The organism is Alphaproteobacteria bacterium (assembly GCA_016870095.1).
Lineage (GTDB): Bacteria > Pseudomonadota > Alphaproteobacteria > Paracaedibacterales > VGCI01 > VGCI01.
In genome coordinates this window covers 1-13582 of record VGCI01000005.1, presented here as the reverse complement: position 1 = coordinate 13582, position 13582 = coordinate 1, and the positions used below count along the sequence as shown (strand labels likewise).

At 42.4% G+C, this 13582-nt stretch carries 9 protein-coding genes and 1 tRNA gene; all 10 read right to left on the bottom strand.

Going from position 1 to position 13582, the window contains the following annotated elements; translation table 11 throughout:
* Window positions 1-119 precede the first annotated feature (119 nt).
* The 10 genes from rpoC to tuf all read right to left on the bottom strand — a co-directional run bounded on the left by rpoC (window position 120) and on the right by tuf (window position 13582).
* Entirely contained in the window at window positions 120-4301 is a 4182-nt protein-coding gene (gene rpoC, locus FJX03_04855) for a DNA-directed RNA polymerase subunit beta' (GenBank protein ID MBM3633019.1), read from the bottom strand.
* A gap of 24 nt (window positions 4302-4325) precedes the next feature.
* Window positions 4326-8501, bottom strand: a complete 4176-nt coding sequence (gene rpoB, locus FJX03_04850; protein ID MBM3633018.1) for a DNA-directed RNA polymerase subunit beta — start codon at window positions 8499-8501, stop codon at window positions 4326-4328.
* A 201-nt stretch (window positions 8502-8702) separates the two neighbouring features.
* Window positions 8703-9077, bottom strand: coding sequence for a 50S ribosomal protein L7/L12 (locus FJX03_04845; GenBank protein ID MBM3633017.1), 375 nt, complete (start codon window positions 9075-9077; stop codon window positions 8703-8705).
* A 53-nt stretch (window positions 9078-9130) separates the two neighbouring features.
* Window positions 9131-9631, bottom strand: a complete 501-nt coding sequence (locus FJX03_04840) for a 50S ribosomal protein L10 (protein ID MBM3633016.1) — start codon at window positions 9629-9631, stop codon at window positions 9131-9133.
* A 344-nt stretch (window positions 9632-9975) separates the two neighbouring features.
* Window positions 9976-10662 carry a 50S ribosomal protein L1 gene (locus FJX03_04835; protein ID MBM3633015.1) on the bottom strand — a complete coding sequence of 229 codons (687 nt, stop codon included), beginning with the start codon at window positions 10660-10662 and terminating at the stop codon, window positions 9976-9978.
* 6 nt (window positions 10663-10668) lie between these two features.
* On the bottom strand, window positions 10669-11097 hold the full coding sequence (gene rplK / locus FJX03_04830; protein MBM3633014.1) for a 50S ribosomal protein L11: 429 nt from the start codon (window positions 11095-11097) through the stop codon (window positions 10669-10671).
* A gap of 257 nt (window positions 11098-11354) precedes the next feature.
* Window positions 11355-11885 (bottom strand): transcription termination/antitermination protein NusG, encoded by a 531-nt coding sequence (nusG, locus tag FJX03_04825; GenBank protein ID MBM3633013.1) that lies wholly within the window; start codon window positions 11883-11885, stop codon window positions 11355-11357.
* Between the two features lie 12 nt (window positions 11886-11897).
* Window positions 11898-12116 (bottom strand): preprotein translocase subunit SecE, encoded by a 219-nt coding sequence (secE, locus tag FJX03_04820; protein MBM3633012.1) that lies wholly within the window; start codon window positions 12114-12116, stop codon window positions 11898-11900.
* Window positions 12117-12167: 51 nt separating this feature from the next.
* Window positions 12168-12244, bottom strand: a tRNA-Trp gene (locus FJX03_04815).
* A gap of 147 nt (window positions 12245-12391) precedes the next feature.
* Window positions 12392-13582, bottom strand: coding sequence for an elongation factor Tu (gene tuf, locus FJX03_04810; GenBank protein MBM3633011.1), 1191 nt, complete (start codon window positions 13580-13582; stop codon window positions 12392-12394).

The following is a 13582-nucleotide window of genomic DNA, read 5'->3' as shown; positions in this document are numbered from 1 at the left end:
TTTACAAAAATTCCACTAGCATACCGTGTGAGTAGTTTTGACACATACCCAGCAAATGGCATACTAACACGCTATTTATATAAGTCAACGGTTTCTCGATCACTATCGATAAAAAAACCTTACGTAATTTGCATTTGCTCCTGCACCTCGATCTCGGATTCACTAGAATCTTCAATCTCACTTGGCACATCTACAATAGCAACCCTGTCACGTTCTGCTGCTAGTTTACGTAAACTATGAACCATACTTCCTGTCCCTGCGGGCACAAGACGTCCCACAATGACATTTTCTTTCAACCCAACAAGTGCATCAACCTTGCCAGAGACTGCAGCTTCGGTCAAGACTCTTGTCGTTTCTTGGAATGACGCCGCCGCGAAGAATGACTTCGTTTGCAGAGATGCCTTCGTTATACCTTGCAAAATAGGAATGCCGCTAGCTGCTTTTTGACCCTTTGCAACGGCTTCTTTATTAGCTTGCTCGAATTCACTGCGATCAATTTGTTCGCCACGAATTAGAATTGTCTCCCCTGGATCTGTAATTTCATACTTCTGAAGCATCTGGCGTGCAATCACTTCAATATGCTTATCATTTATGCGCACACCTTGCAATCGATAGACTTGTTGAATTTCAGTTACAAGGTAGGTTGCCAGGGCTTCAATTCCCAAAATGCGCAAGATATCATGAGGCACAGGACTGCCATCTACCAACAAATCTCCTCTTTTTACATAATCTCCTTCATGAGCTGTTATGTGACGCCCTTTTGGAATTAAGTATTCCATTGGCTGTAAGGTTTCATCGGTCGGTATGACAAAAATTCGACGTTTTGCTTTATAGTCTTTGCCGTATTCAACACGTCCATCAAATTCCGCAATGATAGCAGCATCCTTTGGATGACGAGCTTCAACAAGCTCTGACACACGAGGCAAACCTCCTGTAATATCACGCGTCTTTGTTTTCTCTTGAGGAATACGCGCCAATATATCACCAGCTCGTACTTTTACATTATTCTCTGTTGAAAGAATGGAATCGACAGTCAAGAAATAGCGAGCTTCCATGCCGTTAGGGAGGATAACAGGATTTCCATCTTTGTCGCGAATGCTCAACATAGGACGCAAATCACTACCCCGAGCTTGTTGTTTCCAGTCAACTACCACGCGATTTGAAATACCTGTGGATTCGTCTATAATTTCGCGAATAGAAAGTCCTTCCACCAAATCAACGAAATGAACAACTCCATCCCGTTCTGTGATAATCGGAATTGTGTAAGGATCCCACTCAACCAAACGCTGGCCTGGCTTGACTTTTTCACCATCCTCAACAAGGATCCGTGAGCCATAAGGAATACGATGACGGAATTTTTCTCTGTCTTGGTCGTCCATAAGAACAATTTCACTGTTACGTGCCAAAACGATGTTAGAGCCACTTCCATTTTTCACAATGTTCTTGTTACGTATGGTAACTGTGGCATGATAGGATGCTTCCAAGCTGGACTGTTCCGCACCACGTTGTGCTGTTCCCCCAATGTGGAAGGTACGCATTGTTAATTGCGTTCCCGGCTCACCAATTGATTGTGCAGCAATAACACCAACGGCCTCACCCTGATTAACCAATTTACCTCGTGCCAGATCTCGACCATAACACTTTGCACAAATGCCGAAAACTGTTTCACATGTAAGCACAGAGCGAATCATGACCGTATCTATACCTGCAGCCTCAATAGCCTCAATATCTGCTTCTGATATTAATTGTGCAGCCTTTACAATAACTTCACCAGTAACGAGATTAATTACATCATGCGCAGCACTTCGACCTAAAATTCGGTCTGAAAGAGAGGCAATAGTGTCTCCTCCTTCAATAACTGCACTTAGCATAATACCTTTATCTGTTCCGCAATCTGTCTCAGTAATGATACAATCTTGCGCCACGTCAACAAGGCGACGCGTCAGATATCCTGAGTTTGCTGTCTTTAACGCCGTGTCAGATAACCCTTTACGGGCACCGTGGGTCGAGCTGAAGTATTCTAAAACAGTCAAACCTTCTTTAAAGTTTGATATGATCGGCGTTTCAATAATATCACCCGACGGACGCGTCATCAAACCCCGCATACCCGCTAGCTGTTTCATCTGAGCTACGGATCCACGCGCACCCGACTGTGCCATCATGTATACTGCATTGACAGGCTCACCGGCACGTGTTTTTGAAATTGCTTTCATCATGGCATCAGCGACTTTATCTGTACATTGCGACCAAGCATCAACAACTTTGTTATATTTTTCACCTTGGGTGATTAAACCATCTGCATATTGTTGTTCAAATTCTGATACCATTGTTTTTGTTTGAGAGATGAGTTTTTCTTTTTCGGGTGGAATGACGAGATCATCCTTACCAAAGGATATGCCGCCCTTTGTAGCATATGTGAAACCCATACCCATAATTCTATCAACAAAAACAACCGTATCTTTTTGTCCGCAATGGCGATAAACAACATCGACTAAGTTTGCAATTTCTTTTGAGGTCAATTCTTGGTTAACCAGATTAAATCCAATTTTTGGGTGTTTTGGCAATAATTCACCAAAAAGCATTCGTCCCGGAGTAGTTTCCACACGCTTAATAATTACCGTTCCGTCTTCTTGAAGAACTGATATTCTGGCCATAATTTTTGTATGGAGGTGCACAATATTCTCTGCTAAGGCAAATTCAATTTCTAGCAAAGAACCAAAGTTCATTCCTTCTCCGGGCAGACCTTCTGCCATTAATGTCAAGTAATATAAACCTAAGACAATGTCTTTTGAAGGGACAATAATCGGACGGCCGTTGGCTGGACTCAAAATATTGTTCGTTGACATCATGAGAACGCGAGCTTCTAACTGCGCTTCTAATGAAAGAGGAATATGCACAGCCATTTGGTCACCGTCAAAGTCTGCGTTAAATGCAGCACAAACTAACGGATGTAATTGAATCGCTTTTCCTTCCACCAACAAAGGTTCAAAAGCCTGGATTCCCAAACGGTGGAGCGTAGGAGCACGATTGAGAAGAACAGGATGTTCCCGAATAACTTCTTCTAGAACGTCCCAAACTTCGGGGCGCTCTTTTTCAACCATTCGCTTTGCGGCTTTTAAAGTATTTGCTAAGCCGTATCTCTCTAAACGAGCATAAATAAAAGGTTTAAAGAGTTCTAAAGCCATCTTTTTAGGCAAACCACACTGATGTAGCTTGAGCTCAGGACCAACAACAATCACCGAACGACCAGAATAATCTACGCGTTTGCCCAAAAGGTTCTGCCGGAAACGACCCTGCTTTCCTTTCAACATATCTGCTAATGATTTCAAAGGTCGTTTATTAGCACCCGAAATAGCTCGTCCCCGTCGTCCGTTATCAAAAAGAGCGTCAACGGATTCTTGAAGCATTCTTTTTTCGTTCCGAACAATAATATCAGGGGCGCGTAATTCAATGAGACGCTTTAATCGGTTGTTCCGATTAATCACGCGACGATATAAATCATTTAAATCGCTGGTGGCAAAACGACCGCCGTCTAAAGGAACAAGAGGGCGAAGTTCTGGAGGAATGACCGGTATGACATCTAAAATCAAACTCTCTGGACGTGTGCTAGATTCTAAAAACGCATCAACAAGCTTGAGACGCTTCACCAATTTTTTACGACGAATCTCAGACGTTGTATCGACCATCTCAATACGAAGCTTTTCTTGCTCTTGTTCTAAATTAATAGCCACAAGCATTACTTTAAGAGCTTCTGCACCAATTCCTGCTGAAAAAGAGTCTTCACCAAACTCATCTTGAGTTCTCATAAATTCTTCTTCAGAAATTAATTGACCCTTTTTCAAATGAGTCATTCCCGGATCCATAACGATATAATTCTCAAAATAGAGAACGCGCTCCAAATCTTTTAGAGATAAATCAATTAGCAAACCGATACGACTTGGCAATGACTTGGTAAACCATATATGAGCAACGGGAGAGGCCAGCTCAATATGACCCATTCGATCTCGACGCACCTTGCTTAAAGTGACTTCAACGCCGCACTTCTCACAAACAACCCCCCGGTATTTCATACGCTTATATTTTCCGCATAAGCATTCATAATCTTTGATCGGACCAAAAATACGAGCACAAAATAAGCCGTCTCTTTCGGGCTTAAATGTCCGATAGTTAATTGTTTCTGGCTTCTTTACTTCTCCGTATGACCAAGACCGTATCCGATCACTGCTTGCAATGGAAATTCGAATTGCATCAAAGCCGGGCGCAACCTCAACGTTCTCCATAACTTTTCGTAAAGCATTCATGGTTTATCTAACCCTTCAATCAAATTATATTTGTTGTTCAAAAGAAACATTTAGTCCTAAAGACCGCAATTCCTTGACCAAAACGTTAAAGGACTCAGGAACCCCTGCTTCCATGTTGTCATCTCCTCTAACAATAGACTCATAAGCTTTTGTTCTGCCGGAGACATCATCCGATTTAACTGTCAACATTTCTTGCAAGGTAAAGGCTGCTCCATAAGCTTCAAGAGCCCAAACTTCCATTTCACCAAATCTTTGACCACCAAATTGAGCCTTACCGCCAAGAGGTTGCTGGGTCACCAAGCTATAAGGTCCGATGGATCGCGCATGAATCTTATCATCAACCAAGTGATGCAGTTTCAGCATATAAATGTAGCCAACAGTCACTTTGCGATCAAATAGTTCGCCTGTCCGACCATCATACAAAGGAAGTTGGCCGCTGCTGTCGAGTCCTGCTGCTTTTAACGCTTCCTCGATATCTTCCGCTTGGGCTCCATCAAAAACGGGTGTGGCAATAGGAACGCCTTTGCGTAAATTATGTGCCATTTCCAAGACTTCATCATCAGACATTTGTTTGATATCCGTTTGGTCATCGGGACGAGAATATATGTTGTTTAATGTGGAACGCACATCTGCAACTGTAGATTCTTGCTTACGGTACTGTTCCAACATGTTATTAACCTGACGACCAAGACCAGCCGCAGCTCCTCCAATGTGGGTTTCAAGAATTTGTCCAACGTTCATACGAGAAGGCAAACCAAGTGGATTTAAAATAATGTCAAGTTGAGTGCCATCTTCTAAATAAGGCATATCTTCTAACGGCAAAATTCGAGAAACAACACCTTTGTTACCGTGACGTCCCGCCATTTTATCGCCGGGTTGAATTTTTCGTTTAACAGCGATAAAGACTTTGACCATTTTAAGAACACCAGGCGACAACTCATCTCCACGACGTAGTTTATCAACTTTATTCTCAAACCAATCTTGTAAACGGGTCACGTTCTCATCAATTTGCTGATTGATAGCTTCAATCTCTGTCATAACAGCATCATCTTTAACTGTAATTTGACGCCATTGACCATTTGTAAACTCATTTAACAAGTCTTCAGTGATTTTGGCGCCAGCTTTAATTCCCTTTGGCCCTGTTACCACCTTTTGATCAAGTAATCTTTCTTTCAGGTTTTGATAGAAACTTCTTTCTAAAATAACACGCTCCGCATCGCGATCTTTTGCAAGGCGATCAATTTCTGCCCGCTCAATAGCAAGTGCACGTTCATCTTTATCAATACCCCGTCGTGAAAATACGCGCACCTCAACAACAGTACCTGTTACCCCTGGTGGAACCCGTAGAGACGTATCACGTACATCTGAGGCTTTTTCACCAAAGATTGCCCGAAGAAGTTTTTCTTCAGGTGTCATCGGAACTTCACCTTTTGGCGTTACTTTACCAACCAATATGTCACCTGGATTGACTTCTGCACCAATATACACAATGCCAGCTTCATCGAGATTTTTTAGACCTTCTTCACCGACATTGGGAATATCACGCGTAATTTCTTCATTGCCCAACTTCGTGTCTCGACTCATCGCTTCAAATTCTTCAATATGAATAGATGTAAAGATGTCATCCTGAGCTATTCGTTGTGAGAGAAGAATGGAGTCTTCAAAGTTATAACCTTGCCATGACATAAATCCGACCAAAACATTCTGCCCAAGAGCCAACTCACCAAGTTCAGTGGCAGGTCCGTCTGCAATAATATCGCCTTTTTTAACGATGTCGCCTTTTTTCACAAGAGGACGCTGATTAATACAGGTACTCATATTTGAGCGTTGATACTTTTGTAAATTATAGATATCAACACCCGCTGCGGAATCTTTAATGTCTTCTTTTTCTGTAACTCTTAAAACGATACGTAATCCATCTACAGAATCTATAACACCCGATCGTTTGGCAATGACACTTGAGCCAGAGTCCCGTGCAACAATATGCTCCATGCCGGTTCCAACAAGAGGAGCTTCCGCACGAATAAGGGGCACAGCTTGTCGTTGCATGTTAGATCCCATTAAGGCTCTGTTTGCATCGTCATTTTCCAGGAAAGGAATCAAGGACGCGGCAACAGACACCAATTGCTTAGGGGACACGTCAATTAATCCAACTTCGTCTTTGTGAACAATGCTCAATTCACCCGCACGACGACAGGTAACATATTCATCCTTAATCGTACCATCAGCACCCATTTCAATGTTAGCTTGCGCGATTGTGTATCGGCCTTCTTCCATAGCTGTCAAATACACAACATCTTTAGAAACTTTTCCGTTAGAAACCTTACGGTAAGGACTTTCAATAAAGCCATATTGGTTAACGCGTGCATAAGTGGCTAATGAATTGATAAGCCCGATATTTGGACCTTCAGGTGTTTCAATAGGACAAATACGACCATAATGGGTTGGGTGCACGTCTCGAACTTCAAAGCCTGCCCGCTCGCGTGATAAACCACCTGGTCCCAATGCTGATAAACGGCGCTTATGGGTAATTTCGGAAAGAGGATTTGTTTGGTCCATGAATTGTGACAATTGAGAAGATCCAAAAAACTCACGGACAACGGCGGCTGCAGGTTTGGCATTAATAAGATCATGAGGCATGACTGTATCGATATCAACGGTACTCATGCGATCACGAATAGCACGTTCCATACGTGATAAGCCGAGACGATATTGATTTTCTAACAATTCACCAACGGAACGTACACGACGATTACCCAGGTTATCAATGTCATCAATTTCACCGCGCCCATCTTTAAGCTCTAACAGCGTCTTCAAAATAACGAGAATGTCTTCCTTACGCAAAGTTCTTAAAGTATCTACAGTTTTTAATCCAAGACGTGCATTCATTTTTACACGTCCAACCGCGGATAAATCGTAACGCTCTGCATCAAAGAACAAACCTTTAAATAGATTTTCAGCCCCATCCAAGGTGGGTGGCTCGCCAGGGCGCATAACACGATAAAGCTCCAAGAGGGCATCTTCTCTGTTATTGCTACGATCAGCATTTAAAGTATTTAATAAATAGGGACCAACATTAACATGGTCGATATGGAGGACAGAAACATCTTTTACTTTCAGATCATTGAGAATGACCAATGTTTCTTCTGTAATTTCTTCACCGGCTTCAATATAAATTTCACCTGTATCTTCATTCACATATTCTTTGGAGATATATCGGCCAATTAAGTCTTCGGATTCAGCCTGGACTTCGGTCAAACCATCTGTTGCAAATTTCTTAACCAATCTTGGGGTAAGTTTTGTTCCAGCTTCTGCAACAACCTTACCTGTCTTTGCATCAATTAAATCACGAGTCAACTTGATGCCCTTCCAACGATTAGCATCAAAAGGGGTTTGCCAGACTTTTTTATTCTTTTTATAAGGTATAATTTCGTAGAAATAATTCAAAATTTCTTCTTTTGACATTCCAGAAATGAGGTGGGCAGGAAGGGGTTCTTCTTTAGCCGCATATTCTTCGCGGTACTTCTCGGTTTCCGCACTGTCCAATGCCATTAAGAACACGGTGACCGGAACTTTACGTCGTCGATCAACACGAACATGCATCAAATCTTTTGGATCAAATTCAAAATCAAGCCAAGAACCACGGTAAGGTACAACGCGTGCAGCAAACAAATATTTTCCTGATGAGTGAGCTTTTCCTTTGTCGTGATCAAAAAACACACCCGGACTGCGGTGCATTTGAGAAACGATAACACGTTCAATACCATTGACAATAAAAGTACCACTATCTGTCATCAGGGGCATATCGCCCATGTAGACATCTTGCTCTTTGATATCACGAATAGAACGGGCGCCTGTATCTTCATCCGTTTCCCAGACTATGAGTCGTAGGGTGACTTTGAGAGGCGCAGCATATGTCAGACCTCTTTGACGACATTCATCTTCATCATATTTTGGCTTTTCAAGCTCGTATTTGAAATATTCTAATTGAGATTTTGCAGCAAAATCTTTAATAGGGAATGTAGAACGGAAAACCTCGTGCAACCCCATGTTTTCACGCTTATTTTGTGGTACATGCATTTGCAGAAAGTTTTCATAGGAAGACTTTTGAAGCGCAATCAGATTGGGCATAGGTGCCACTTCAACAATCCGACCAAAATTTTTACGAAATCTTTTCCGACCAGTGAAAGATCTTACCATAGATGTCCTCTTTCAATTTTGACGATGCTTAAACCAAGTTTTCGGCGTGCTTCTTGAATTATTGAGCACCCAACCTAAAACAACTCATCTATTGAGCCAAACAATATATACTTAGCTGCAATACATCAATTGTTTTTTAAATAGAATTATGCAGGAAGAGCATTAAACTCTTCCCGCACAATTTTTTTATTAAATAATCGCTTATTTAATGTCGACTTTTGCGCCTGCGTCTTCCAATTGCTTTTTAAACTTTTCAGCTTGTTCTTTGGAAACGCCTTCTTTAACAGCCTTGGGTGCACTTTCAACCAAAGTTTTTGACTCTGTTAAGCCAAGGCCTGTTATGGCACGAACTTCCTTAATTGTATTAATTTTGTTGGCACCTGCATCCATCAACATAACTGTAAATTCAGTTTGCGCTTCAGCAGCTTCACCACCGCCACCAGCAACCGCAGCAACTGCAGCTACAGGAGCTGCAGCGCTAACGCCCCAGCTTTCTTCTAGCATTTTTGATAGAGTTGCAGCTTCCAAAACGGTTAGCTTGGATAGATCTTCTACGATTTTATCGAGATTTGACATTTTTTAACTCCTTAAACTTAAAAATATTAATGCTTACGATTCTAAGGTTCTATTTAACTCCGTGCGGCTAATACACAAGCAACACGTCTTGCAGGTTCTTTTGCCAAAACTGCCAATTTAGTTGCAGGCGTAGATATGACAGCAATAATTTTACTGCGCAATTCATCCAAGGATGGCAAGTTTGCCAAATACTTGACTGCCTGAGCATCCAGAACTTGACCATCTAAGTATCCGCCTACAATTGATAACTTATCGTTCGTATCTGCGAACTTAGACAAGACTTTAGCCGCAGCAACAGGATCTTGAGAGTATCCTAATGCAGTTGGCCCCTGGAAATATTGATTTAATGATTCCAGGTTTGTTCCTTTAACGGCAATTTGTGCAAGAGTGTTTTTTAAAACCTTGAATTCAGCTCCTGCCCCACGCATATTGCGACGTAGTTGAGTTGCCTCAGCTACTGTTAATCCTGTTTGATGTGCAACGATAACGCTGGACGCCTTTTGCAGAGATTCTCGCATTTGTGAGACCAGTTCTTCTTTTCCTAAACGGTCCATTTTTCACTCCCTAACAGTTAAACTCACGGAAAAGATTTATCCCTCCCGCGTTTTCTTTAATAAAACCACAGAAAATCTGTGATTTTTGGATTCTGTCCCAGAAGGAGCCAAAACGTCTCTCCCTTCTGTCTCATGCAGGCGGTTACCCATTAAACTTTTATGTTGCCATAAAAGGACCCACAGTCTCGGACCAGGCTGACACGGCATTAATGTTACCGTGTCAATAGAGAGGCAAAATGGCCTAGACCATTGTCACCCTCAACTTTTGAAAAGATTCTAAGGAATCTTTTTTCTTAACTCTAAATCATAAAAAACTAATTGTTTCGCACGGGCCTCTTTGTTATTTAGGCTTGAATTTCAAATCGCACACCAACGCCCATAGTAGAGGTCAAGGTCATTTTCTTTATAAAAGAGCCTTTAATACCTGTTGGACGGGCTTTCTGCACAGCATCGATATAAGCTGCAATATTTTCTATTAAAGCTTTTTCTTGAAAGCTTGCTTTTCCGATGCCACTGTGAATGACACCGCCTTTTTCTGCGCGATACTCAACTTGCCCGCCTTTAACAGCAGCGACCGCTTGAGCAACATCCATCGTTACAGTCCCTAATTTTGGGTTAGGCATCAGTCCACGAGGGCCTAAAATTTTACCCACGCGGCCAACAAGCCCCATCATGTCAGGTGTTGCAATACATCTTTCAAATGGCATGTCGCCATTTTGAATTCTTTCCATGAGATCTTCAGCACCAATAATATCTGCACCCGCCTTTTTAGCTTCATCAGCCTTAGGGCCTTTTGCAAAAACAGCAACACGATAGTTTTTACCGGTTCCGTTCGGCAATTGAACCACACCGCGAACATTTTGGTCTGATTTGCGAGAATCGATATTCAAATTGATTGCAATTTCGACAGTTTCATCAAATTTGGCTGTCGCGTTAGCCTTAACGAGCTTTACGGCTTCTTCAATAAGATATACTTTTTCCGGCTGAACTGTTTCATGGGCTTTTTTCAGTCTTTTTCCAACGTGTACCATTTAAATCTACTCCACCACTTCCAAGCCCATAGAGCGAGCAGATCCAATAATCATCTGGCAAGCCGCATCTATATCGTGAGCGTTCAAATCTTGAAATTTTTTCTCCGCAATTTCCCGCACTTGAGCCATTGTTACAGAACCGACTTTCTCAAGACCTGCGGTCTTTGTCCCCTTCTCAATCTTAGCGGCTTTTTTAAGCCAATAGGTATTAGGAGGCGTTTTCATAATAAATGAAAAAGTACGATCTGCATAAACCGTAATAACTACGGGAATAGGCGTACCAGGATCCATGCTTTGTGTTTGCGCGTTAAACGCTTTACAAAACTCCATAATGTTTAAACCACGTTGTCCAAGAGCAGGACCAATTGGCGGTGATGGGTTGGCTTTTCCAGCCGGGACTTGTAACTTAATGTATCCCTCAATTTTCTTTGCCATTTTTCATTCCTCAATATTTTGCTCAAGTCACAATTACTTGAACCTGTCATTTTCTCAAATTTTTGAGTCTGTGGTACGCTTCTTGGCTGAAGCTCCCACATATTCTCTTTTCTTTTACGTGCAATTCTTAGCCTTTCACTTCATAAAATGCTTGTTCGCATTCAATAAAGTTATGAAAATAAATTATGTTTTCAATAGTAACTGACAACACCATTATTTCTTAAATCTAACATAAACGCACAAAAGCTTGATACTTATCAAGCTTTTTCCACTTGACCAAACTCCAACTCTACAGGTGTGGGTCGACCAAAAATCATAACAGAAACTTTAAGACGTGCTTTTTCTGCATCAACTTCTTCCACAACACCAGCAAATGATGTAAAGGGACCATCACTAACCCGCACCTGTTCTCCAATTTCGAAGATGACAGAATGACGAGGCTTCTCAATTGAATCCTGAACTTGACGCAAAATACGGCTAACTTCGGCTTCAGATATTGGCGAAGGTTTTCCTTTGCCACCCAGGAATCCTGAGACCTTTGGGATATTTCTTACCAAATGCCAAGTTTCGTCTGTCAATTCCATTTTCACAAGGACGTAACCCGGGAAATAGTTCTTTTCAGAACTTACCTTTACCCCACGACGAACCTCAACCACTTCTTCTGAAGGAACTAATATTTCTTCAAAACGGTCACCAAGACCACTTTTTTCTGCCTGTTCTTGTATGGCTTGAGCTACTTTTTTCTCAAAACCAGAATAGACATTTACAACATACCAACGCAGAGCCATTCAAAAATTCCCTTAGCTCCCAAATCCCAAGATCGAGTGGACGACTCGATAAACGACTTGATCCACCAACATAAAATATACCGCTGCAATAGCAGCAAAACCAAAGACAAATGCTGTCGTCATGAGTGTTTCCCGCCGTGACGGCCAAGCAACTTTTTTAACCTCTTGACGAACTTGTGGAATAAATTCAAATGCTTGCTGTATTCCAGTTTTTTTTCGATCCGCACTCATTTGCATTTACCACCCATTACTCGAAAATTTACTTTAAATGCACTCAAATTTTGGCAGGAGTGGAGGGTCTCGAACCCCCAACCTTCGGTTTTGGAGACCGACGCTCTAGCCAATTGAGCTACACTCCTACAAAAACAAATAGAAGTACCTTATAAACAAGAGATAGTTTCACCTCTTTGATCACAAGGAAACAGCTAACATTTTATAGGTAGCTGTTTCTTTTACCGCACTTCTGCCTTAATTGTCTATAGGTTTCTCAAGAGAAACCTAATGTTTTACTTTAAGATTTTTGAGACCACACCGGCCCCAACAGTTCGGCCACCCTCACGAATCGCAAACCGTAATCCTTCATCCATCGCAATCGGAGCGATCAATTCTACCTTCATCGCGATGTTATCGCCAGGCATCACCATCTCAACTCCCTCTTTCAAATACACCATTCCCGTCACATCCGTCGTACGGAAGTAAAATTGAGGACGGTAGTTCGTCATAAACGGTGTATGGCGGCCCCCTTCTTCTTTCGTCAATATGTAAGCTTCCGCTTCAAAGTCTGTATGCGGGTTGATAGAACCAGGCGCTGCCAATACTTGACCACGCTCAACTTCTTCTCGCTTCGTTCCGCGCAATAGGGCTCCAATGTTATCACCAGCTTCTCCTTGATCCAGAAGCTTGCGGAACATTTCAACTCCCGTAACAACCGTCTTCGTCGTCGCATGAAGTCCCACAATCTCAACTTCTTCACCAACCTTCACAACGCCACGCTCAACGCGACCCGTCACAACCGTTCCTCGGCCCGATATCGAAAACACATCTTCTATCGGCATCAAAAACGGACGATCCTTCGGGCGCTCAGGTTGCGGTATAGATGCATCCACAGCATCCATCAACTTCTTAATCGCATCCGCTCCTTTTTCAGGATCTCGGCTTTCAAGAGCACATAACGCTGACCCGCGGATAATCGGAATATCATCCCCAGGATAACCATACGACGTTAGCAAATCTCGAATTTCCATCTCAACCAAGTCTAACAACTCGCTGTCATCTACCATATCCGTCTTATTCATAAAAACTACCAACGCAGGAACGCCAACCTGGCGCGCCAACAAAATATGTTCACGGGTTTGGGGCATCGGACCATCAGCTGCTGATACAACCAATATCGCGCCATCCATTTGCGCCGCTCCAGTGATCATATTCTTTACGTAGTCAGCGTGACCTGGACAGTCAACGTGCGCATAGTGACGATTATCAGTCTCATATTCAACGTGCGCCGTCGATATCGTTATCCCACGAGCTCTTTCTTCAGGCGCTTTGTCAATCTGGTCATACGCTGTATAACTCGCTTGACCCTTCTCTGCCAATATCTTCGTTATCGCGGCTGTCAATGATGTCTTCCCATGATCAACGTGACCAATCGTTCCTATGTTACAATGCGGCTTATTCCGCTCAAATTTCGCTTTCGTCAT